A 23,009-nucleotide genomic window follows, 5' to 3' on the forward strand; every position below is an offset into this window, starting at 1 on the left:
CCCCCGCGGAGCCGCGCGCTGGCGTACATGAGAAAAACGAGCGCCACCAGCGCTCGCAAGGGCGACCGCCCGTCGCGCGAATGCGCGCCCTGTCGGAGGCGCGAACGAAGTGAGCTGCCGTGAGACAAAAGAAATGGTGGGCCCGGCTGGACTCGAACCAGCAACCAGACGGTTATGAGCCGCCGGCTCTAACCAATTGAGCTACGGGCCCCCGCGCATGCGGTTGGCCACGGGTCATATCAGCTTCATGCGATTCCGGGAATGGTCGAGCAGCAATTGCGCTTTTCGCTTCCGCTTGGCATCCTCAGCCTCGCTGGGGAGCACCAAGGAGGATATATTTTATGACGCTTTCTGCCCTGCCCGTCAGGCTACTTACTTGCTTCTCGCTCCTCGCCGTCGGCCTTGCCGCGCCTGCGGTCCACGCCGACGAAGCGGAGCCGCCGCAGCGCACCATCAGCCTCACTGCTACGGGCGAAGTCGATAGCGCTCCCGATCTCGTCGAGATCAGCACCGGCGTGGTGAGCGACGCGAAGAGTGCAGCCGACGCGCTGGAGAAGAACAGCAAGGCGATGACCAAGATGATCGCGGCGCTGAAGGCCGAGGGCATCGCGCCGAAGGACATCCAGACCTCGAACTTCTCGATCCGCCCGCGCTACGACCGGCCGGAGAAGAACAAGCCGCAAGTGCTGGTCGGCTACCGGGTCAACAATTCGCTGCATCTGAAGGTGCGCGACGTGAAAGCGCTGGGCGCGATCCTCGACAAGCTGGTCAGCCTCGGCGCCAATAACATCGGCAATATCGCCTTCGGCCTGGCCGACCCCGCCGCCACCGAGGACGAGGCGCGCAAGCTCGCCATGAAAGAGGCGATCGCCCGCGCAGAGCTCTATGCGGAGGCGGCCGGCGTCAAGCTCGGCAAGGTGATCAGCATCAACGAGCAAGGCGGCGTGCGTCCCTATAAGGCGGTGGCGCGGATGGAGGCTGCATCGGCAGCGCCGGTTCCGATCGAGGCGGGCACCACGACTACCTCGATCACCGTTAACGTCACTTGGGAGCTTGAGTGACAGACTGGGAACTCGATTAGCAGGCTGTGCGCTTGAATAGGCGCGTAAGCCGGTTTGCCGAGAGGACGATGCCACGATGAAAGCTGAAAACGGGAACAACGCTTACGCCCGGGACCGGGCTTTCATGGTGGAACGGCACTTGCGGGCGCGGGGCATCCGCGACCCGCTGGTGATCGCCGCCATGGGCGCGGTGCCGCGCGAGGCCTTCGTCGCCGGGGGGATGGAGGAGTTCGCCTATGAGGATTCCGCCCTTCCCATCGAGGCGGGGCAGACCATCTCCCAGCCTTATATCGTGGCCCGCATGGCGGAGCTCGCCGCGCTGACCCCGACCGATAAGGTGCTGGAGGTGGGCGCCGGCTCCGGCTTCGCCGCTGCGGTGTTCAGCCGGATCGCCGCACAGGTCTTCGCCATCGAACGCCACGAGCAGCTGGCGGATCTGGCGCGGGCGCGGCTTGCTAAGCTCGGCTACGACAATGCCACCATCATCTGCGGCGACGGCACCAAGGGGCTGCCCGACGAGGCGCCGTTCAACGCCATCATCGTCTCGGCCGGCGGTCCGCGGGTTCCCGAAGCCCTGAAAGAGCAGCTGGCGCCGGGCGGCCGTCTGGTGATCCCGGTCGGCACCGGCATGATGCAGGAGCTGATCCTGGTCCGCCGCAACGAGGACGACACGTTCGACGAGGAGAGCTTTGGCGGCGTCGCCTTCGTGCCGCTGATCGGGGCGCAAGGCTGGGCCGACGAGGAGCGCTCGCAAGAATCGCCGCGCGAGGAAGCCGCGCCCAGCCCTTCGGCGAGCCTCTACCGCCCGGCCCGCCGCCCTTCCGGCCATGCGCTCAGCCATCTGATGGCCGAGCGGGCGGAGCCTTTCGGCGAGCTGGACGAGCTGGCCTCCATGGTGGAGCGCTTTGCCGACCGGCGCGTGGTGATGCTCGGCGAAGCGAGCCACGGCACGGCGGAGTTCTATGACGCCCGCGCCGCGATCACCGAGAAACTGGTGCGCGATCACGGTTTCAACATCGTCGCCGTCGAGGCCGATTGGCCCGATGCGGCGGTCTATAACGCGGCGATCTGCGGCCTGCCGCGGCCGAAGACGCCTGAGACCCCGTTCTTGCGCTTTCCCACCTGGATGTGGCGCAACGCGCAGGTCTTCCGCTTCCTGGAGCGGCTGAAGACGATCAATGGCGAGCGCCGGGCCCCGGAAGAGATGTGCAGCTTTTACGGGCTCGACATCTACAGCCTGGCGACCTCGATCGCCGCGGTGCTCGACTATCTCGACAAGGTCGACCCTGAGGCGGCGGCCATCGCGCGGGAGCGCTATAGCTGCCTTGCCCCCTGGCGCGCCGAGCCGGCCGGCTATGGCCGCATGGCGATCACCCGCGGCTTTGCGCTGTGCGAAGATCCGGTGGCGCAGACCTTGCGCGATCTTCTGGCCAAGCGGCTGGACTATCTCTACCGCGACGGCGAAGCGTTTTTCGGGGCGGAGCAGAATGCCCGCATCGTGGCTGGCGCCGAGGAATATTACCGCGCCATCTATTACGGCGGGGCGATGTCCTGGAACCTCCGCGACGAGCATATGTTCGACACGCTGGAGCGCGTTCTGGCGCATCGCGGGCCGAGCGCCAAGGCCGTCGTCTGGGCGCATAATTCGCATATCGGCAATGCCGCCTTCACCGAGATGGGGCAGGTGCGGGGCGAGCACAATATCGGCCAGTTGGCGAAGCAGCGTTTCGGCGAGGAGGCGGCACTGATCGGCTTCGGCACCGACCGCGGCACCGTGGCCGCGGCCTCCGATTGGGACGGGCCGATGGAGATCAAGAAGGTGCGGCCCGGACGTAGCGATTCCTACGAAGGCATCTCGCGGGATTCGGGACTGCCGGCCTTCTTCCTGGAGACCGGCGCGGGCCAGGATGCCTCGGTGCGCGAGGCGCTGGCCGAGCCGTTCCTGGAGCGGGCCATCGGCGTGATCTACCGGCCCGAGAGCGAGCGGCTGTCGCATTATTTCGAGGCGGAGCTGTCGCGGCAATTCGACGGCTGGGTCTGGTTCGAGGAAACCGAAGCGGTGACGGCGCACGCCCTGCCCCAGCACGGGCCCGACGAGACGTTTCCTTTCGGGGTTTAGCGCTGGCCCCGCTCCTCGGCTCGTCATCGCCGGGCTTGACCCGGCGATCCATGCCGTTGCCTTGCCGCTTGCGCCCAACGTTTAACAGCACCGCTCCCCGCGCTGGGACGTAACGGCATGGATGCCCGGATCAAGTCCGGGCATGACGAAGGAGAGTGTGGGCAGTTCGGGGCACCGTCATTCCGGCGCAAGCCGGAATCCAGCAAAACGGCAGGACCTCTGCATAAGGCGGGATACCGGCTTGCGCCGGTATGACGCCCTACAAAACCGGAAAACGCCCCTAGCCGATCTTGGCGATCTCGTTGTTCTCGCCGAACAGCACCACGGTGGGCTTGTAGTTGCGGGCTTCTTCCGCCGGGATCTGGCAATAGGCGACGACGATGATCTTGTCGTCCTTCTGCACCAGCCGGGCGCCGGCGCCGTTGATGGCGATCTTGCCTGAGCTGCGCGGAGCCTCGATGGCATAGGTGGTGAGGCGCGCGCCGTTATTGATGTTGAGCACGTCGACCTGCTCGTGGGGCAGAATGCCGGCGGCATCGAGAAAATCCCGGTCGATCCCGATGGAGCCTTCGTAATTCAGATCGCACTCCGTCACGCTGGCGCGATGGAGCTTGGCTTTCAACATGGTCAGAAACACTGCGACTTCCCCGTCTAGATCGGATACCGGCGAGGCCCGGCGTATAGGGCAAAATCCCTGCCCTTGTAAACGCGGCGCAACCGCGCCGGCCGCTCACCGCCTAGCGGGAGCAGCCGATCTCCGCTTCGATAGCCTTCACGATGGCGCGGGTGGGGCAGACATTCTCGCACGGAATGCCGTCGCCATCGCCGTCGGCGCGGGGGTGGGTGCCGGCGCACCAGGCGCGCACCGCCTGCTCGCAGCTATAATAGGATTTGCAGCTCGCCGCCGCGGCGGGGCCGGCGGCCACGGTGAGCGCCAGCATGAGCGCTACGGTCAGCATTACCATCGGCGCCACCGCCGGCACGATTGAACATCGCATCGCGATCGCCCCCCTTCCAAACTGGAATGCGACCACGGTTCCGGCTTTTCTTCAACCTACGGGAGCGCCGATACTTAACCTCTAGCGGCCCTCGCCTGCCGTCCGCCCGGCGCCGCGCCCGCGTCGTTTTGCGCCAGAGCACGCCGGAAAATGGCGCTTTGCCTAGGGTTGCGCTGTCTCGTCCTACGCCCCCGCCACAGGATGACGCCGTCGCCGCTCGATTTCGGCCATGATTGGCGATTAACGCGAGCCCGGCCTTCGCTGCGGCCCGCCCGTTCATCTCAAGTTAAGGCGCGGTTTGCCAGGATTTCGGCGCTTTTCGCTGCGGATCCATGAAGATAAGCGAAAGGCTGAAACGACCCGCCCTTGCGCGAAAGCAAGTGGAAACCAATTTGTAATAGGGTCTGTTTCGAACCCCCGTCTGCAAACAGTTATTGGTCCCCTCATGGCGTATCACCGTTTCGAACGTATTCTTCACACCGCGTCCCACCCCGTGGCGCTGATGGCGCTCGGCCTCGTCATTGCCGTCGCCCTCGCCTTCGCCTCGCCGGCGAATGCCGCGGTGCAGATCAATATCGACAAGAGCACCCAGAAGATGGACGTGCTGGTCGATGGCGTGCCGACCTATCATTGGAATGTCTCCACCGGGCTTGCCGGCTACGACACCCCGTCGGGCAGCTACACCCCGTTCCGCATGGAGGCGGATCATTATTCCCGCCAGTATGACGATGCGCCGATGCCGCATTCGATCTTCTTCACCCATCAGGGCCACGCCATCCACGGCACCATGGACCAGCGCTATATGGGCCGCGCCGCCAGCCACGGCTGCGTGCGGCTGATGCCGGCCAATGCGGCGGTGCTTTACGACCTGGTGAAAGAGCAAGGCATGACCAACACCAGCGTCTCGATCTACGGCACCATTCCCGGCGGACCGGGCGGGCAGCAAATGGCCGATCAGGACCGCCGCCGCCAGGGGCCGGGCTGGTTCTCCTTCGGCGATCCGCGTTCTTCCCAGCCGGCCTACGCGCCGGCCAATCAGGATTATCAGGTCTACAACTCCCGCGCCGAGCGCCGGGCCGCCCGCCGCGCCGCCCGCCGCGCGCGGAACTAACGGCCGGCTTTTCCGGCTCCTCTCAGGCTCTTCAAAACCCGGCGCCCCTCGCGCCGGTTTTTTTGTGTTTTAAGTGCGCTACCGGCCTCCGGCCTACTTGAGCGCGGTTTAAGTGCGCTACCGGCCTCCGGCCTACTTGAGCGCGGGGTTTACCTCTCCCAGGGGGAGAGGTCGGATCGCGTTCCGCGATCCGGGTGAGGGGTTACGGCCTCTCGATAGCGCGGCCCCCCTCACCCCATCCCTCTCCCCACCGGGGAGAGGGAGATCCGCGCCGCCAGCGCTTCATCCGGTCGCCAGTCGCCCCCTGCCCTGCACTTCCCTTCGTCACCCCCGGGCTTGACCCGGGGGTCCATGCCGTTCCCAAGCCGCTTGCGTCCGACGCTTAAGGACACTGCTCCCCGTGCTGTGAAGTCACGGCGTGCCGAGGTGCCCGCTTTGGCGGGCCTCGAAGCATGGGGCCTTCACCCTTCGAGACGGCGCGGTTCCCGCGCCCCTCAGGGTGAGGAGCAAAGGCCATCCCGAACAGCCTCATGGTGAGGGCGCTTCGCCAAGGGCGAAGCGTGTCTCGAACCATGACGCCAGCCGCATTCTTCGAAGCGCTACACCCCCCCTTGTCATCCCCGGCCTTGTGCCGGGGATCCATAACCCCTGTGGTCGATCCTTCAACGAGCGGTGGTGTTCATGGATTGCCACCCGGGTCCGGCTTCACCGGCCCGGGCGCAGGCTCAAGTCAAGCCCGGCAATGACGCCAGAGGGTTGCGCACCCCACCTCCAGCTCCCTGGGTGCTTGTTTGGAGCGCTACCGCGCCCTTAACGTTGGCCACAATCTCCTAACCCTTTGGTGCTAGGGTCCGCGCGGTTTTTTGCTTGCGTGTTCAACCACGGGGAGAGTCCCTCAGATGATGCGGATCGGGTTTGGCTTTGCGGCGCTTTTGGCGCTTTGCATCGTGGGGTTTTCGGGTGGCGCGGAGGCGGCGCGCTGCGGCAACAATGCGTCCGGCTTCGAGGCCTGGAAGCGGCAATTCGCGGCCGAGGCGCAGGCCCGCGGCATCGGCCGGCGCGGCATCTCCGCCCTGATGGGCACGCAATACGCCTATGGCACCATCAAGGCCGACCGGGGCCAGCATTCCTTCAAGCTTTCGCTGGACCAGTTCATGCAAAAGCGCGGCGCTTCCACCATCGCCCGCCAGGGGCGCAGCAAGAAGGCGCAGAACGCGGCGCTGTTTGCCGCCATCGAGCGGCAATACGGCGTGCCGGCCGGGCCCTTGGTCGCCATCTGGGGGCTGGAGACGGCCTTCGGCAGCTATATGGGCAACCAGCACACCCTCTCCGCGGTGGCGACGCTGGCCTATGACTGCCGGCGCACCGAATTCTTCTCCGACCATCTGATGGCCGCTTTGCAGCTGATCGACCGGGGCCGGCTTTCCGCCTCCCAGCGCGGGGCGATGCATGGCGAGGTGGGGCAGACGCAGTTCCTGCCCAAGGCGATCCTGCTCTATGGCGTGGATGGCGACGGCAATGGGCGGGTGGATCTCAACTCCCGCGCCGACGCCCTGGCCTCCACCGCCAATTTCCTGCGCGCCCATGGCTGGCGGCCGGGGGCCGGCTATCAGCCGGGGCAGCCGAACTACCGGGCGATCCAGGGCTGGAATGCGGCGGGGGTTTATCAGCAGACGATTGCCATTGTCGGCCGGCAGATCGACGGGGGGTAGGCGGGCTACCCCCTTCCCTTCGTCACCCCCGGGCTTGACTTGAGCCTGCGCCCGGGCCGGCAATTCCGGACCCGGGTGGGGGTCCATGCCATTCCCAACCCGCTGGTTCCCGACGCTTAAGGGCACCGCTCCCCGTGCTGTGAAGTCACGGCGTGGATGCCCGGAGCTCTCATTTGCGCTATCGCGCTTCGCGCTACTTGAGCGCGAGGTCCGGGCATGACGCGGGAATTTGTGGCGAGCGCCTTCTCCCACAGAGAATCTGAAGCCCCCTCACCCCAACCCTCTCCCCACCGGGGAGAGGGAGAACCGTGCTGCCGGCGCCTCATCCGGTCGCCAGTCGCCCCCCTTCCCTTCGTCACCCCCGGGCTTGACCCGGGGGTCCATGCCATTCCCAACCCGCTTGTTCCCGACGCTTAAGGGCACCGCTCCCCGTGCTGTAAAGTCACGGCGTGGATGCCCGGAACTCTCATGTGCGCTATCGCGCTTCGCGCTACTTGAGCGCGAGGTCCGGGCATGACGAAAGAGTTCGTGGCCGCGTCCGGCGCCCCCCTGCCCTCAAGGCGTCGGCGCATCGTCCTCCCCGTCGAAGGTCCAGTAGCGCCCGGTATCGGTGACGACGGGTTCGAGGCGGGTGCGGGATTCGGCGCGCTTTCCCTGCAGGATCAGGTCGCGCAGATCGCCGAGCACGGATTCGGAATCGGCGTAATAGCTGTGGCCGACGAAATCGGTGCTCGTGGTGCTGGCATCGATGGTGTCGATACCGGGCACGATGGTGATGCCGCCGGCGGTATCGCCGGCGCGGCGATAGCCGGCAAAGCTCTTCGAGGCCATCAGCGCATAATCGCCGGAGGAGGCATAGAGCGTGGCGCGGCGCTTGCCGGCCAGGATCTTCGGCGCGATATCGCGGCGGAAGGTGTCGGCATCGATATCCGGCGCGGCCAGGATGATCTCGTCGAACCGGTCGCGCAGCTGTGGCTCCTCCAGGAACAGCTCCTTCAGCGCGCCGGTCAGCACGCGGGTGCCCATGCTGTGGGCGATGAGATAGATGTGCTCCGCCTTGGATCTGGCGGCGAAGTCGCGCAGGAAATTCTGGAAATCGTGACGCGACCACTCGGCGTTGGTCTCGTCGACCTTGTAAGCGGCATAGCGGGCTTGCGAGGGCCAGCTATAGAACACCGGCGCGCCGGCAAAGCCGAGATCGTAGGCCATCTGGGCGGTGCGCCGGGCGGCATCGACGAAGGCGACGTTGTAGCCGTGCACGAAGATGAAGGCCGACTTGCCGGGGGCGCTTTCCACCCGCTTGGCGACGGCATCGAAGAAGCGCTGCTTGCCGGTCTCATCGACGTCGAGCAGCACCACGAAGCGCTCCGGATCGTTGCACCATTCCAAGCGCCAGATCGACGGGGTCTCCACCTCGCCCATGCGGTGATCGCGCGGGATGGAAACCTCGACCTCGCCGAACACCAGCGGCCCGCGGTCGCCGCCGTAAATCTCCGCCGGATCGTCCGCGCCGGTATTCTTGCGGTCGGTGGCATAATAGGCCTTCACCACGGCATAGGAGGGCTGCTCGGCGCGGAAGGCGGCGCGCATGCGGGGCTGGTCCTTCTGCAGCGCCGCCGCCTCGGCATAGAGATCTTCGGCGTTTTGCTGCAGGCCTTGCGCCTCGTAGAGCCCGGCCAGGGCGTAGAGCGTCTCGATCACCAGCTCGTCGCCGCGCTCCAGCTGCGCTTTCCGGATGGCGAGCACGCGTTTCAGCAGCGGCTCGGCGTCCTTTTCGCGGCCCTGCGACTGATAAAGCCGGGCCAGCCGGTCGAGGCCTTCGGCCGCCTCCAGGCTTTCGGTGCCGTAAGTCTTCTCCTCGATGGCGAGGGCCTGTTTCAGCAGGGCTTCGGCCTCGTCGATGCGACCGGCCGATTCATAGAGGAAGGCGAGCTCGATCAGCGCCGAAACGAGGCGTGGCTGATCGGCGCCGTAGCGTTCCTTGGCAAGGGTAAGATAGCGGTGGCCGAGCTGCAGCGCGGCGTCTTCCTTGCCTGCGCGGGAAAGCTCAACGATGCGGCGGGGCACGGTTTCCAGGTCGCCGACGCCGGCCAGCTTGGTCTTGATGGCCTCGGCCCGGGCGATCAGCTTGGCGGCTTTCGCATCGCGCCCCTGATCCTCATACAGACCGGCCAGATTATACAGGCTGGTGGCGACCAGGGCGTGATCGGGGCCGAGCCGGCGCTGGCGGATGGCAAGCGCCTTGGCCAGCAGCGGGGTGGCCGCGTCATAGCGCTGGTCCTTGCGGTAGACCCAGCCGAGCCAGGTGAGCGCGGTGGCGTATTCAGCGCTTTTTTCGCCGTAAATCTTGGCGGTCTCGGCGACATAACGCTTGGCCAGGCGCTCGGCCTTCTTCGTCTCGCCGTCTTGGACCAGGGCCGGGATCTGCCGGTTGATCCGGCTCAGATCCGCAGATTCGGCGGCAGTTGCCGAACCGGAGGCGGCGAGCAGGCAAGCGGACAGGAGAACTGCGGACAGGAGAACTGCGCCCAATAAAAATGCGGCCAGCACGGCACCTAACGGCGCGCGCACTGACCGCATGATCGTCTTAGAGCGGCAACCTTTGAAACCCATTCTCGCCTCCCCTTGGACGGGAGCGGGGCGGGCGCCTCTCTATCGGCGTTCCGCCGCTTACGCGGCCTTCTTGGCGTAGTAGGACTGCAAGCCCGCCATCACCTGCGCCTTGTCGAAATCCGCGCCCATCTCGAGCATGGCGTCGGCGAAGCGGGAGACGATCTCGGTGATCTGCTCCTCGGACAGCTGGTTCAGGATACCGATGCGGACCTGGACCGGCTCCGACAGGGTCGGCCAGATGCCGAAGCCCTTGGCGCGGGCGCCCTGCACCAGCTCCTTCTCGCGGCCAGCCAGCTTGCCCGGCAGGTTGAGCACGACGAGGCTGGTCATGTCGGAGGTCACATCGCAGCCCATGGCCTCGACGGCCTCGCGCAGCGCGCGCTCGTGATAGGCGTAAGAGGCAGCCTTGGCGGCCTTGCCGTAGTTCAGGATGATGCGCAGCGCCTCGTGGAAGGCGGCAACCGCGTAGCAAGAATGGGTCTGGTGATAGCCCGGCGCCTCGACATCCTTGCCGTCCATGATGCCCCAATGGCGGGCATTGAGGATCGGATGGTTCACATAGGTGCGGCAGCCGCGGTCCTTCACCACCTCGATCGCCTTATCGGTGAAGGAGACCGGAGCATAGGTGAGCGGCAGGGACAGCACGCCCTTCTGCGGACAGGAGGCCCAGGCGACGACGCCCGGATAATCGTCGATGTTGAAATCGTCCACGCCGAGCGAGGAGACGGCATCGACGATGCCCATCACGCCATGCTTCACGCAGGCGTCGGAGAAGCCCTTCAGGTCGTTGATGCGGCCCGAGCCGGTCTCCCAATGGGCCATGAACGCCCACATCGGCTTGTGCTCGGCCAGCGCCTTCTCGACGGTCTCGCCGGTGACCGACTGGCCGTGGGGCGTCTCGACGATGGTGACGGAGGACGCCTTCGGATCCAGGCTGTTCTCGGCCAGCTCTTCCTTGGTGGCCGCCTTCATGCGGATGGTCAGCGAATCGATGCCGGAGAAGGTGCCGTTGGGGAAGGCCACGACCTTGTCGCCCGGCAGGATCATCGACAGCACGCAATCGAGGCCGGTGAAGCCGGTGCCCGCCACGCCATAGGTATAGACGTTGTCGGTGCCCCAGAGCTCGCGAAGCATGTACTTCGCCTCAATCATGCCGCGAAGAACGTCGGCCTGCATGTGGTCGGCGACGCCGGTCTTGGCAAAGCGCTCCAGAACGCGCGGATCGGTGTTCCCCGGCCCGGGGCCGGCGGCCAGCGTTTCAGGGATTTCAAGCGGCGGATAGATTTTCGTCATCGGAACACCTCAACTGATTGGCGATCGTGGAATAGTGCAGAATAATTCGGGATATCGTGTAGCGGGCAAGCCGCGGCGGGGCAAGTCCCCGGCAGCGCCCTTGGCGCAATTGTGGCGCGAATTCTAGGCCTCGCAAAGGCGGAAAAGCAGACGGCGCGCGGATGGAGCCGCGTTTTGCAACCTTTGCGGGTGCCGCGCACGCAGCCGACGGCGCGGCTGGCTGGCTCGCAGCGCCCCGGCCTCCCCTACCGCTTAGCGGGCGGGCCGCTCGTCGAAGAGATGGGTGATGGCGCGGCTGGCGGTGCGGCCGACATTGACCACCACATTGACCAGATCCTCGCCGGCCTCTGCGATATTGTCGGTGATGTCGTCCTGCTGCTGCGGCGCGGCCTGATCGGGCTGCCTATGGGCCGCCTGGCCCGGCCCTGCGACCAGCCCGGCTGCAGCCAGAACCAGCACGGCGATCACAACGATGCGTAGCATGATACCCCCTCCGTCTTCTTGACGCCCGGGCCTCGGCTCTTCGGCCTCTCTTAGAAGCCGCCGCGGCGCCAAGCCATGCGGGCCGACGCAGCCCGAAGCGTTAACGAGGCTAGCACCATGGCGCGCATCGGCAATGGGGATTTTCGGTTTTCCTGCGGCGGAACGGCGCGGGGAAGAGAGGGAGAGCGAGAGAGCCCCCCAGCCGCCGGCGCCACACGCCTTCGTCATCCCCGGGCTTTTCATTTGCGCTACCGGCCTCTGGCCTACTTGAGCGCGTTTCGTTTGCGCTACCGGCCTCTGGCCTACTTGAGCGCGTTTCGTTTGCGCTACCGGCCTCTGGCCTACTTGAGCGCTTGTCTGGTGCGCCACACTCCTTCGTCATCGCCGGGCTTGACCCGGCGATCCATGCCGTTCCCTCGCCGCTTGCGCCCAGCGCTTAAGGTCGCCGCTCCCCGTGCTGCGGCGTAACGGCGTGGATGCCCGGATCAAGTCCGGGCATGACGACCCGTATTTGCGGCAAAGGCCAGACACAAAAAACCCCGGGGCGAGGCGTGCCTCGCATCCGGGGTTTCATCGTCTCAAGCAAAAGCGCTCAGCAGCGCCCTCAAGAGATTAAGTGCAGACTAGCACTTCTTGCCGAGGGTGGCGATGCAGCCGGCGCCCTTGCCGGCGCCTTCCAGCACTTTCTCGCCGCCCTTGACGACGCCGCCGCCGACCTTGCCGGCACCCTTGGCGACGCCCTTACCGGCATCGACGGTGCCGCCGACGACACCCTTGCCGACTTCGCCGGCGCCCTTCACCACGCCGGTGGCCGCGCCGACCGGACCGGTGGAGACGCCCTTGCCGACTTCGCCGACGCCCTTGACGACGCCGCCGCCGACTTCACCGGCGCCCTTGGCAACGCCCTTGCCGGCCTCACCGGCACCCGAAACGGTGCCCTTGCCGACTTCGCCGGCGCCCTGCACCACGCCGGAGCCGGCCTTGCCGGCGCCCTTCACGGTGCCCTCGACCGGCTTCACCGCTTGCGCATTGGCAACCTGCGCGGTGCCGGCAAAGGCAAACCCTGCAATGGCCGCCACCGCGACAGTCGAAGCTAAAATACGCATTTCACGTTCCTCCCCTGCTGGGCTTCAACACAAAATCGAAGCCTGTCACATGGGCGTTAACAGATTGATTTGCAAGCCGAGATTTGTGGGTGTGCGGGGACTAAACAGCACGGATAGGATTATCCGCGGGAACCGGGCGCTTCCGGCGGACCTCGTCGGGAGAGGCGCGTAGGAGAAGTCGGGCTGCTCAATCGAGAGGCCCCGCATCTCTAACGTGTAAGGGGAGAGGTGGTTCAGTGTTCGCCTGTTTCGTCCGTCTCCCACGACAGCCCACACTGCCGCCGGCGCCAGCGCGATGGTTTTCCACTAGAGCCCACCAAGGGAAGCTTGGCCGAGTTCGACGAAGAAGGCCATTGGCACACTCGGCAAGTGCCTCTCAGAACTCGACATCAAAAGCAGCCGGTTGACCGTGTTGTCCTGTATACCGCCCGGAGGGAAGACGCACGAGATGCGCCCCTCCTTCACGGGCACGCCCGACTTCTTGATTCCGGCCTGCGCCGCGGCATGCACTTTGGCGAACCGGCTGACTAACTGCGCCTCGCGATTGGGTTTCGCCCCGCGCTCCTCCAGATTGGAAAGGTACTTGAAAAGGTCTCGGAGCAAATCCGGGTAGCCCGCGCCAGTCTTGCTTAAGACCGCGGCCACAACATCGGTCGCGCTCTGCGGGAATGCAAATTTCGAGCGCTCGATGTCGGTCACGAGCGGGGCGAGACCAGGTGTCGCGGCCATGTACCGCCGCCGGATAGCACCCTGGACCTCGCTCCAGCGCAATGGGCTATCCGTAACAATGCAGGCACCCGTTGCCTGTGCCAAATACATCGTCATCTCGAAATTCGGTACAAGCTTGAACATATTCATCTGCCCACCACCTTTGCCGCCTTCCAGTGAGCCTTCCTGGAGGACGGCCAACGGATCATCCTCACGCATATGCACGCTGGCGCGCATGAGCGCCTCGACCTTCGCCTCACTAAGGTCCGGGTGAAGCTCGCGAAGTTGCGCGCGCATCGCGTCAGGCGGCATCAACATGATGCTGCGCCGATGGTCCTCTTCCATGGTCTCTAGCAAGCGGGGGTCGTACTTCGGGCTCAAGCGATGAGCTCGAGCCCGTGCCATGCTCATCATCTGTTCGCGAAGATGGAAGTCGAAGTCGCAGGGATCCGGTATGAGATTAATCAAGCCGAGATCGACGAGCGGCATGACGTTCAGGAAGAACAAAATCGTCTTCAGGAACTCCTGCCGATAGGACTTCGGGTTGCCGGTCGGGCTCATCTCCTTTTTCATTATTCCGGGGTGGACGAACGGGTGCGCCACAATCAGTTCGCCGAAGTACAGGGGAGCCGCCAGGGCGAAGTCCGTGATCGACGACGGGTGGATAGACCCGGTGTAGATGGCCCGAGCCTCTCCGTCGGGCTTGGGCAGCAGCGCGAGCAGATCAGTCTCTCGCGGCCATAGCCCTTCGTAGAGATTGTAGATCGTGCCAATCTTCTCGTCGGTGAGCTCGCGGCGAATCTGCACCCAGTCCTTCCCGGACTCTAGTTCCAGCACATTCACGATAGCGTTCTGGAGCATCAAGTTGCGCTCGCGGATGCTCTTCTCTTTCCAGGCCGGGCGCAGTGCCTCCGGCTTGGACTGGCAGCACTCTTTGAAAGATTTGCCACGCCCACATCCGCAGTAGTCGCCAGGCCGCAACGGCTCGTCCGGCGGCTTCTTAATCAAGAACTCCCGCGGCTTCTCGGTCCTGCCGAACTCGTCCTGGTAGTGAACATCGCCGCTATCGTACCCGACGAATATCTCGCCACCGAATTTGAACAGGCCGAGTTCTGGCGGCATTAGCGTTTTCCGGAGTTCGGTCCACGGCTTCGTTACAGTCTTTTCCGGATATAGCCATTCCTTGCGCCCGCCACCGATATACCGGCGCGCGCGCTTCTTGATGATGAAATTGATTTCAGCGACTTCCTCCGCGGAAAGCTTCCGCTCGCGGATAAACGCGTCGATCCTCGTTACGGACTGTCGGTAGTTACGCGCAAAGGTCCTTTTCTGGAGCGGGTCGGTGCTCGGGTCCTTCGCGTACTCCAGGTTCGTGAGGATTAGGCAATGGTCCCGGTCCATCGGGTAAAGCGTTTGCGAACCCCGCAGCGCTATTCCGGGATCAAGCGGGTACGCGCACGCGCCATCCGTGGGAGGGATCGCGTGATTGTAGACGGTCACGGGATGGTCGCTCGTGATGAACTTCACATCAGAGTCTTCGGCAGAAGCAATCTCGCGCACGCCGCCGGCCCAGATCGTATAGTTCAACATTCGTATGCCTTGCATCTCGAACATCAGCTCGTCCTGCGTGAGGGCCGGATATTGGGCCTTTAGCCAGTCCAAGCCCTTCGGCGTACGGAGTTTCTGGATATCGAGAAAGTCGAAAAAGTCTTGGAAATGGTCGTGCCATTTGCGCACGTCCTTGCCTATGAAGGCGCGGACGGCTTGCGAGCCCCTAGTATCGATATCGCCGAAGAGTCGGCGCTCGATCTCGTCGTTGACGGACGTGCCGAAGAAGGTCGAATACAAATCCGTCTGAACGAATGCCCTTGAGGTCGGCGTATTATTCCACGCGCCGTTCTGAGTGATCACGCGCCCGTCGGGGAGGACTTTCTGGTCCGGGGTCATATCGACATAGGCAAGCGATTTCAGGCCGGGCTCGAAGAAGCCCTCCTGGTACCATTGCGGGACGTAGTGATTGTCTCTCGTGACCGACATCGCAGCGATTTGTATTACATCGAGACGCCAATGCCTTCGCCAATATCAAAATCGACAGTTCTTCAGCTGATCGCTTGGAACGATCGATGCAGCCGTGATCAATTTTAAGCTCCGCAGCTTCCGGACTTCGACTTCCCCCGTTCCAACTGGGATGAAGTTGGCGCTGAAAGGCGGATCGACAAGCTTCAAATCGTGGATGGCCGGGACACGCCCGGCCATGACGTCGTGTTGGGAGGCGGATTTCCACTTTAGCAAGCCCCCCTCACCCGCGCGCGTTTCGATGCCCTACCGCTTCGCTATTTGAGGGCAAGCGCGCGGCCTCTCCCCGCCGGGGAGAGGTGAAGCGACCTAGCTATCCAGGAACGAGCGCAGCTTCCGCGAACGCGACGGGTGCTTGAGCTTGCGCAGTGCCTTGGCCTCGATCTGGCGGATGCGCTCGCGGGTGACGGAGAATTGCTGGCCGACCTCTTCGAGGGTGTGGTCGGTATTCATGCCGATGCCGAAGCGCATGCGGAGCACGCGCTCCTCGCGCGGGGTGAGCGAGGCGAGCACCCGCGTGGTGGTCTCGCGCAAATTGGACTGGATGGCCGCATCGATCGGCAGCACGGCGTTCTTATCCTCGATGAAATCGCCGAGATAGCTGTCTTCCTCGTCGCCGATCGGCGTTTCGAGAGAGATCGGCTCCTTGGCGATCTTCAGAACCTTGCGCACCTTCTCCAGCGGCATGGCCAGCTTCTCGGCCAGCTCTTCCGGGGTCGGCTCGCGGCCGATCTCGTGCAGCATCTGGCGGCTGGTGCGGACGATCTTGTTGATCGTCTCGATCATATGCACCGGGATGCGGATGGTGCGCGCCTGGTCGGCGATGGAGCGGGTGATGGCCTGACGGATCCACCAGGTGGCGTAGGTGGAGAATTTGTAGCCGCGGCGGTATTCGAACTTATCCACTGCCTTCATCAGGCCGATATTGCCTTCCTGAATCAAATCAAGGAATTGCAGGCCGCGGTTGGTGTATTTCTTGGCGATGGAGATCACCAGGCGCAGGTTGGCCTCGACCATCTCCTTCTTGGCGATGCGCGCCTCGCGCTCGCCCTTCTTCACGATGGAGACGATGCGGAGGAACTCGCCGATCTGCAGGCCGGTCTCGGCGGCGAGGTTCTGAATCTCGCCGCGGATGTCTTTGACGATGCCCTTCTCGTCATGGATGAAGTCCGACCAGCCCTTCTTCTTCAGGCGGCCGACGCGGCGCAGCCAGTTGGGGTCCAGCTCGTTGCCGCGATACTCCTCCAGGAAGTCGGTGCGGGCGACGCCATAGCTCTCGGCCAGGCGCAGCAAGCGGCCCTCATAGCCCATCAGCTTCTTGTTGATGTCGTAAAGCGTCTCGACCAGGCTCTCGATGCGGTTGGCATTGAGGGAGAGCGACTTGATCTCGGCGACGATTTCGTCCTTCAGGGCGTCGTAGCGCTTCTCCTGAGCGGAGGAGAGCGACTCGTTCTTCATCGCCTTCTCGACGAGCTGATCCTGCAGCTTGCGGAGCTTCTTATAGTTGGTGGCGACGAGATCGAAGGTCTCCACCACCTTGGGCTTGAGCTCGGCCTCCATGGCGGCGAGAGACATGTTGTTCTCCATGTCGTCATCGTCGTCGTAATCGTCTTCGGATTCGCCCTCGCCCTCGCCCTCTTCTTCGTCGCCCTCGGCTTTCTCGGATTTGGCCTCGTCCTCGTCGGCCTTGCCGTCCTCGCTCTCGGAGGCGGCCGGGGCCTTGGCGTCGGGGCCGGCATAGGTGGCCTCGAGGTCGATGATGTCGCGCAGGAGGATCTTGCCTTCGTTCAGCTCCTCGCGCCAAATGATGATGGCCTGAAAGGTGAGCGGGCTTTCGCAGAGCCCGGCGATCATGGCCTCGCGGCCGGCCTCGATGCGCTTGGCGATGGCGATTTCGCCCTCGCGGGAGAGCAGCTCCACCGAGCCCATCTCGCGCAAATACATGCGCACCGGATCGTCGGTGCGCTCGGTCGGCTCTTTGGCAGTGGTCTCGGGTTTGGCGACAGCCTGCACCTTGGCGACCGCGCCGCCGCCCTCGCCTTCCTGCTCCTCGGCCTCGTCGGAATCGATGACGTTGATGCCCATGTCGGACAGCATCGACATGGTGTCCTCGATCTGCTCGGAGGAGACTTCCTCGGACGGGAGGACCTCGTTCAGCTCGTCATAGGTGACGAAGCCGCGGGCTTTCGCGGTCTTGATAAGCTTTTTGACCGCGGCATCGGACATATCCAGGACGGGGCCGTCCTGCGTCTCTGCCGGGGCTTGTTCTTGGGTCTGGGCTTCAGCGGTTTTGGCTGCCATTCAAATACTCCGAAGCGCTTTTCTCGCGGCGCGCCAACCGGTATGTTCTCTACGACGAATCGCGCAAGGCTCAGCCCTTAACCCCGATGTCGTTAACCGGCGATTAAGCATGCGCGCCTGGGCCGGCTGGCCGGTCCCTCATGTCATCCCTTCCAAACCTTCGGCAGCCCTTCGAAAGGGCCGCAAGCGGAACGGGCGTTTATACGCCAGATAAGGGGTGCAAGCTCAAGAGCGCCGTAACGGGTCCGGCTCGCCCTAGACGCGCTCCCCTTGGCGGGGCGGGTGATCAGTATAGGGCTCTCTATGGGGAGGCGTTCAACGCTTCGCCCCTGAATAACTTGGCCAGCCCTCTTCTCACCTCTTCCAACTTTAAGACGGAAAACGCAAGAAAAGCGCCGATTCTTCGAGGCTTGACCTTGCGCAGACCGTTTTCAGGTATGGAATTGGCGAGGCAAAGCCCCCCTGTCAAGGCCAAGAGGCGAAACGCGCCTGAGAATCGCGGCGAAGCCGCGCCTTGGCCGGAATGCGGCGTTGTGACGCCGGCCCGCGAGAGACAGCTTCGCGAATCGCGATTCATCCGCGTTTTTCCGGCCGCCGGCCGCGGCTTTGGCCGATCTTTTCCCGCCGCACCCGGGCGATCACCTCGCGAAGACGTTCCTGCCCTTCGCGATCGCCGGCATCCTCATGGGCTTCGGCCACGCCGTCATTGGCGACCTGCTCCTGCAGCCGGGTGAATTGCTCGAATTCCGCCTCCGTCGCATCGGCCAGACGGTCGGCGATCTCCAGCAGCTCGCGCTTCAAGGTGGGAAGCGCCCGCCAGCGAAACAAGAGATCGCGGAACTGTTCGGAAACTTCGTCGGTCGCGGTGTGGGTCTGCAGGAAGGCGACGCGGGCGAAGGCGCTCTCTGTCGCGATCTTGGCGAAGCGCTCGCCATGGGGCCGGGCGGCAAGGCCGGCGGCCAGATTCTCGCGGGAGATGCCGGGATATTCCAGAATCGCCTGGGTGACGTGGTCCAGCACCTGGGTGAACAGCCCACCCTGCAGATCGATATCGCCGATCTCCTCGGTGTATTCGTCGAGCAGCCAGGGATGGTTGATCAACGCCAGGATCAAGGTGATGGCGAAGCCGCGGGGCGATGTCGGCAGGTCCTTCAGGCGGCGGATCTTCTGATCGCTGCGCGGCTCGAAGCCGGTGCGCCCCTTTGCTGAGGCCGGCAGGCGACCGCGGGCATCGTTGCCGCGGCGCTGCGGCGCGGGACGGCTCGCGCTCTGCCACAAGGCGCCAAGGCGCGATTTGAACTCGCGGCCGTAATGCTCCTTTACCCGGATATTGCCGATCTGACCGAGCAGCTGCTCCAGCCGGCTTTCCAGGGCAGCGCGGCGCTCCGGCGTATCCAGCTCCTGGGCGGCGATCTCGCGGCTCCACACCATGTCGATCAGGGGCTTGGCCTTGGCCAGCACGGATTCGAAGGCCGCCTTGCCCTGATTTTGCACCAGGCTGTCGGGGTCCTCGCCTTCGGGCAGAAAGGCGAAGCGGAAGGAGCGCCCCTCTTTCAGCACGGGCAGCATACGATCGATGGCGCGGGCGGCGGCGGCTTCGCCCGCCCGGTCGCCGTCGAAGCAGATGACCGGCTCCGGCGCGAGCTGCCAGAGAAGCTGCATCTGCCGCTCGGTAAAGGCAGTGCCCAAGGTGGCGACCGCATTGCCGAAGCCGGCCTGATCCAGCGCGATCACATCCATATAGCCTTCGGCGACGATGACGGACTGGGTCTCGTGGGCGGCGCGGCGGGCGCGCGCGAAATTATAGACGCTCGAGCCCTTGTCGAAGAGCGGCGTGTCGGGCGAGTTGAGATATTTCGGCTGGCCGCCCTCCTCCAACGTGCGCGCGCCGAAGGCGATGATGCGGCCGCGGCTATCGGGGATCGGGATGATCAGCCGGTTGCGGAAGCGATCGTAGGACGCCCGTCCGTCATCGGGTTTGATCAGGAGGCCTGCCTCGATCAGCAGGTCCTCGCCGAAGCCCTTGCCGATGAGCGCGTTCTTCAGGAAGTCGCGGGAATTGGGCGCCGCGCCGACGCGGAAGGTTTTGATCGTCTTTTCCGAAAGCCCGCGCCCGAGCGCATAGCTCCGGGCGGCGCGTCCCTCGCGGGCGACGAACTGCTTCTCGAACAGCTCGGCGGCCGCTTCCATCGCCTCGATCAGGCCGAGGCGCTTCTTTTCGACCTTCTCGTAGTGCGGGTCGGGCTTCGGCATCGGCAGGCCCGCCTCGCCCGCCAGGCGCTCCACCGCCTCGGGGAAGCTGAGGCCCTCGGTCTCCATCAGAAAGCGGAAGATGTCGCCATGCGCCCCGGAGGAGAAGTCGTGATAAAATCCCTTCTGGTCGTTGACCGTGAAAGAGGGCGATTTCTCCTTGTTGAAGGGGCTGAGCCCGACGAATTCCCGGCCGCGGCGTTTTAATTGCACGCGCCGGCCCACGACCTGCGAAACCGGCAGGCGTGCGCGAATCTCATCCAGGAATGAGTCGGTAAATTTCATGTTCCCGATTCGGCCTCTCTTTGTGCAGCTAACAGGCGAAAAGCGCGGCGTACCAACGAAAGCGGCCGCTTTTCACCATGTTTCACCGCCGGAACAGAGCATGAATATGGGGATATCCCGCGTTTTCCGCCGATCACCACTTCCAAGTTACCAAAAGACTAACGCAGGAATCGGGCGCGCGCCGCGCCGCATCGACGGGGGCGCGAAAGCTGCGATAATGGAGATATCATGCTGATCGTTGCTCTTCTGATCATGGTGCTGGCGGTGATCGCCATCGGCTACTTCCTATGGAAGAGCCCGCGAAAGCTCAACGCGGCCGATTTCGCCTTCGCGCTAACCCCGCTGCTGGTCGGCGTCCTGCTGGTCGGGCGCTGGCCGGGCGACCCGCTGGCCGATGCGGCCGGCATCGTGCTGATGCTGCTCGGGGTCTATTCCGCCTCGCGGCTCTATCGCGGGCATTAGGCGCGCTCCCCTCCTCCTTCGTCATGCACCACGACGGGCGTCATCCTGAGGCGCTCGGCGCGGAACGCGGCGAGCCTCGAAGGATGGATTGCGCGCGGGCCACGTCTCCTTCGAGGCGCGCGATGCGCGCTCCTCAGGATGACGAGGCGCGAAGACGGTGCCCACCCGCACAGAGCACCGACCTTGATGCCGGAATGACGAAAGTGAAAAAGCTTCAGCCCAGCTTGGCTTTGACCGCTGCGCCCGCCTTGCCGAAATCCATCTGGCCGGCGTAGTCGGTTTTCAGCGCGCCCATCACCTTGCCCATATCCTTGATGCTTTCCGCGCCGGTCTTGGCGATGGCGGCATCGATGGCCGCGGCCATCTCCTCATCGGAAAGCTGCTTGGGCATGAATTCGCCGATGATGACGATCTCCTCGGCCTCCTGGGCGGCGAGCTCGTCGCGCCCGGCTTCGGCGTAGACTTTGCGGGACTCTTCGCGCTGTTTGACCATCTTGGCGAGAAGCTGCAGCAACTCGTCCTCGCTGGCCTGCTCCTTACCGGCGCCGCGGGCTTCGATATCGCGGTCCTTGATGGCGGCGGAGACCATACGCAAGGTGGAGGTGCGGCGCTTGTCTTGCGCCTTGAGCGCCTCTTTCAAGGCGGCGGTGATCTGATCGCGCATGGGTTCGATTTTCCGGGAGCTTGAAGTGAACCGCCAACCTATCGTGAAGCGGCCTTTTTACGCAACTGATTTTGCTCCGCTAACCCATTGTTTCCACAGCATAATTTCTAACGCCTCAACTTGACGGCGAGAATGCTATGGCGTAAACGATGTCGGGTTCTTACAAGCCCTCGCCAAGTCCACGCCTTCTTAACGGTTGAGAAGGCGGCGAATGTCGCGCGGCGCGAGGCTCAAGTTCACCGAAAGACCATGGATCAGGCAAAAACCGAAAACGAGGCTGGCGCCGGCGCGGCGTCGAGCGTGCCCGGATGGGCCGATCAGGTGCCGACAGCGCTGCTGGTGCTGGCCGACGGCACGGTGATCGAAGGTATGGGCGCCGGCGCGCCGGGCGTCGCCGTTGGCGAGGTCTGCTTCAACACGGCGATGACCGGGTATCAGGAGATCCTGACCGACCCCTCCTATTCGGGGCAGATCATCACCTTCACCTTCCCCCATATCGGCAATGTCGGGGCGAACCCGGAGGATATCGAGACGGCGAATCTGGCCGCCTCCTCCGGCGTGAAGGGCTGCGTGCTGCGCGAGCCGATCACCGCGCCCTCCAATTACCGGGCGGCGCAAGGCTTCGACGAATGGCTGAAGGCGCGCGGCATCATCGCCATCACCGGGGTGGATACCCGGGCGCTGACGGCGCTGACCCGCGAGAAGGGCATGCCGAACGCGGTGATCGCCTTCGATCCCAGCGGCAATTTCGATATCCCCGATCTGAAGCGCCAGGCCGCCGAATGGGGCGGCATGGTGGGGCTGGACCTCGCCAAGGACGTGACCACCGCCCAGACCTATTCCTGGGACGAAGGCGCCTGGGAGTGGGGCAAGGGCTTCACCGCCAAGGCCGAGCCCCGCCACAACGTGGTGGCCATCGATTACGGGCTGAAGACCAATATCCTGCGCGAGCTGGTGGCCTCGGGCTGCCGGGTGACAGTGGTCTCGGCCAGCACGAGCGCCGAAGAGATCTTGGAGCGCAAGCCCGATGGGGTGTTCCTCTCCAACGGACCGGGCGACCCGGCAGCGACCGGCGCCTATGCCGTGCCGGAGATCCGGAAGCTGGTCGATTCGGGCCTGCCGGTGTTCGGTATCTGCCTCGGCCATCAGCTGCTGGGCCTGGCGCTTGGCGCCAAGACCTCGAAGATGCATCAGGGCCATCACGGTGCCAATCATCCGGTGAAGGACCACACCACGGGCAAGGTCGAGATCACCTCGATGAATCACGGCTTCACCGTGGACCGGGAGAGCCTGTCGGACGCGGTGGAAGAGACCCATGTCTCGCTGTTCGACGGCTCCAATTGCGGCCTGCGACTGAAGGGCAAGCCGGTGTTCTCGGTGCAGTATCATCCGGAAGCCTCACCGGGCCCGCAGGACTCCCATTACCTCTTCACCCGCTTCGTCGAGGCGATGGACGCAGCGAAGGACGGCAAGTCTTAGATCCGTCGCTGCTCTAACCTCGTTGTCATGCCCGGCCTTGTGCCGGGCATCCATGACCACGGTGCCAGAGATCATGCCGAGGTGTTCATGGATTGCCGGGACATCTCTTTGCCAGCGCTACCGCGCTTTACGCTACTTGAGCGCTTGCCCGGCAATGACGCCTGGGCTGGGCTAAACCGCTCTCCCTCTCAAGGGAACACGCCGAGGTTTCGCCGCGTTTGGTGGGCGAGAGAGGACAACAAGCTGGGGAGGAGACGCAGCCCCCCTTCCCTGGCCGCGCTTTCTGGT

16 protein-coding genes and 1 tRNA gene are annotated in these 23,009 nt (G+C 64.3%); 6 read left to right on the forward strand and 11 right to left on the reverse strand.

Translation table 11 applies throughout. The annotated features are described in order from the left end of the window. Positions 1-134 precede the first annotated feature (134 nt). A tRNA-Ile gene (locus HT051_RS11615) sits at positions 135-211 on the reverse strand. A 130-nt stretch (positions 212-341) separates the two neighbouring features. Between HT051_RS11615 and HT051_RS11620 the strand changes: the two genes are divergently transcribed. Continuing rightward, entirely contained in the window at positions 342-1,061 is a 720-nt protein-coding gene (locus tag HT051_RS11620) for an SIMPL domain-containing protein (RefSeq protein WP_174542181.1), read from the forward strand. A 76-nt stretch (positions 1,062-1,137) separates the two neighbouring features. Beyond that, positions 1,138-3,180: a protein-L-isoaspartate(D-aspartate) O-methyltransferase gene (locus tag HT051_RS11625; protein ID WP_208454312.1), complete on the forward strand. Its 2,043-nt coding sequence runs from the start codon at positions 1,138-1,140 to the stop codon at positions 3,178-3,180. Between the two features lie 280 nt (positions 3,181-3,460). Here the strand turns inward: HT051_RS11625 and panD are convergent, their stop codons facing one another. Further along, positions 3,461-3,817: an aspartate 1-decarboxylase gene (gene panD / locus HT051_RS11630; protein WP_174542182.1), complete on the reverse strand. Its 357-nt coding sequence runs from the start codon at positions 3,815-3,817 to the stop codon at positions 3,461-3,463. 100 nt (positions 3,818-3,917) lie between these two features. Further along, positions 3,918-4,178 carry a hypothetical protein gene (locus HT051_RS11635; RefSeq protein ID WP_246810071.1) on the reverse strand — a complete coding sequence of 87 codons (261 nt, stop codon included), beginning with the start codon at positions 4,176-4,178 and terminating at the stop codon, positions 3,918-3,920. A 445-nt stretch (positions 4,179-4,623) separates the two neighbouring features. Here HT051_RS11635 and HT051_RS11640 point away from each other — a divergent pair, with 445 nt between their 5' ends. After that, entirely contained in the window at positions 4,624-5,289 is a 666-nt protein-coding gene (locus HT051_RS11640; RefSeq protein WP_333502660.1) for a L,D-transpeptidase, read from the forward strand. 899 nt (positions 5,290-6,188) lie between these two features. Beyond that, positions 6,189-7,001, forward strand: coding sequence for a lytic transglycosylase domain-containing protein (locus HT051_RS11645; protein WP_371740583.1), 813 nt, complete (start codon positions 6,189-6,191; stop codon positions 6,999-7,001). A 555-nt stretch (positions 7,002-7,556) separates the two neighbouring features. Here HT051_RS11645 and HT051_RS11650 read toward each other — a convergent pair. The 7 genes from HT051_RS11650 to dnaG form a co-directional block, all read right to left on the reverse strand. After that, complete coding sequence (locus tag HT051_RS11650; protein WP_174542183.1) at positions 7,557-9,533, reverse strand: alpha/beta fold hydrolase; 1,977 nt, start codon at positions 9,531-9,533, stop codon at positions 7,557-7,559. Between the two features lie 138 nt (positions 9,534-9,671). Then, entirely contained in the window at positions 9,672-10,907 is a 1,236-nt protein-coding gene (locus tag HT051_RS11655; RefSeq protein WP_174542184.1) for an alanine--glyoxylate aminotransferase family protein, read from the reverse strand. 252 nt (positions 10,908-11,159) lie between these two features. After that, complete coding sequence (locus HT051_RS11660; protein WP_174542185.1) at positions 11,160-11,390, reverse strand: hypothetical protein; 231 nt, start codon at positions 11,388-11,390, stop codon at positions 11,160-11,162. A 623-nt stretch (positions 11,391-12,013) separates the two neighbouring features. Beyond that, the gene (locus tag HT051_RS11665; RefSeq protein ID WP_174542186.1) at positions 12,014-12,496 is read right to left on the reverse strand and encodes a hypothetical protein; all 483 of its coding nucleotides are present in this window, start codon (positions 12,494-12,496) and stop codon (positions 12,014-12,016) included. A gap of 306 nt (positions 12,497-12,802) precedes the next feature. Further along, positions 12,803-15,241: a DUF4238 domain-containing protein gene (locus tag HT051_RS11670; protein WP_174542187.1), complete on the reverse strand. Its 2,439-nt coding sequence runs from the start codon at positions 15,239-15,241 to the stop codon at positions 12,803-12,805. A gap of 348 nt (positions 15,242-15,589) precedes the next feature. After that, complete coding sequence (gene rpoD / locus HT051_RS11675; RefSeq protein WP_174542188.1) at positions 15,590-17,581, reverse strand: RNA polymerase sigma factor RpoD; 1,992 nt, start codon at positions 17,579-17,581, stop codon at positions 15,590-15,592. 573 nt (positions 17,582-18,154) lie between these two features. Next, positions 18,155-20,116, reverse strand: coding sequence for a DNA primase (dnaG, locus tag HT051_RS11680; RefSeq protein ID WP_174542189.1), 1,962 nt, complete (start codon positions 20,114-20,116; stop codon positions 18,155-18,157). A 228-nt stretch (positions 20,117-20,344) separates the two neighbouring features. Between dnaG and HT051_RS11685 the strand changes: the two genes are divergently transcribed. Then, positions 20,345-20,578, forward strand: coding sequence for a hypothetical protein (locus HT051_RS11685; RefSeq protein ID WP_174542190.1), 234 nt, complete (start codon positions 20,345-20,347; stop codon positions 20,576-20,578). Positions 20,579-20,792: 214 nt separating this feature from the next. Here HT051_RS11685 and HT051_RS11690 read toward each other — a convergent pair whose 3' ends face one another. Then, positions 20,793-21,242, reverse strand: a complete 450-nt coding sequence (locus HT051_RS11690) for a GatB/YqeY domain-containing protein (RefSeq protein ID WP_174542191.1) — start codon at positions 21,240-21,242, stop codon at positions 20,793-20,795. 249 nt (positions 21,243-21,491) lie between these two features. Between HT051_RS11690 and carA the strand changes: the two genes are divergently transcribed. Beyond that, positions 21,492-22,721, forward strand: coding sequence for a glutamine-hydrolyzing carbamoyl-phosphate synthase small subunit (carA, locus tag HT051_RS11695; RefSeq protein WP_174542192.1), 1,230 nt, complete (start codon positions 21,492-21,494; stop codon positions 22,719-22,721). Positions 22,722-23,009: the final 288 nt, after the last annotated feature.

The organism is Methyloligella sp. GL2 (assembly GCF_013341275.1).
Taxonomy (GTDB): domain Bacteria; phylum Pseudomonadota; class Alphaproteobacteria; order Rhizobiales; family Methyloligellaceae; genus Methyloligella.

Coding starts and splice junctions, on each gene's coding strand:
- HT051_RS11620 (WP_174542181.1), top strand. CDS start 342: ATGACGCTTTCTGCCCTGCCCGTCAGGCTACTTACTTGCTTCTCGCTC.
- HT051_RS11625 (WP_208454312.1), top strand. CDS start 1,138: ATGAAAGCTGAAAACGGGAACAACGCTTACGCCCGGGACCGGGCTTTC.
- HT051_RS11635 (WP_246810071.1), bottom strand. CDS start 4,178: ATGCGATGTTCAATCGTGCCGGCGGTGGCGCCGATGGTAATGCTGACC.
- HT051_RS11640 (WP_333502660.1), top strand. CDS start 4,624: ATGGCGTATCACCGTTTCGAACGTATTCTTCACACCGCGTCCCACCCC.
- HT051_RS11645 (WP_371740583.1), top strand. CDS start 6,189: ATGATGCGGATCGGGTTTGGCTTTGCGGCGCTTTTGGCGCTTTGCATC.
- HT051_RS11655 (WP_174542184.1), bottom strand. CDS start 10,907: ATGACGAAAATCTATCCGCCGCTTGAAATCCCTGAAACGCTGGCCGCC.
- HT051_RS11660 (WP_174542185.1), bottom strand. CDS start 11,390: ATGCTACGCATCGTTGTGATCGCCGTGCTGGTTCTGGCTGCAGCCGGG.
- HT051_RS11665 (WP_174542186.1), bottom strand. CDS start 12,496: ATGCGTATTTTAGCTTCGACTGTCGCGGTGGCGGCCATTGCAGGGTTT.
- HT051_RS11670 (WP_174542187.1), bottom strand. CDS start 15,241: ATGTCGGTCACGAGAGACAATCACTACGTCCCGCAATGGTACCAGGAG.
- rpoD (WP_174542188.1), bottom strand. CDS start 17,581: ATGGCAGCCAAAACCGCTGAAGCCCAGACCCAAGAACAAGCCCCGGCA.
- dnaG (WP_174542189.1), bottom strand. CDS start 20,116: ATGAAATTTACCGACTCATTCCTGGATGAGATTCGCGCACGCCTGCCG.
- HT051_RS11685 (WP_174542190.1), top strand. CDS start 20,345: ATGCTGATCGTTGCTCTTCTGATCATGGTGCTGGCGGTGATCGCCATC.
- HT051_RS11690 (WP_174542191.1), bottom strand. CDS start 21,242: ATGCGCGATCAGATCACCGCCGCCTTGAAAGAGGCGCTCAAGGCGCAA.
- carA (WP_174542192.1), top strand. CDS start 21,492: ATGGATCAGGCAAAAACCGAAAACGAGGCTGGCGCCGGCGCGGCGTCG.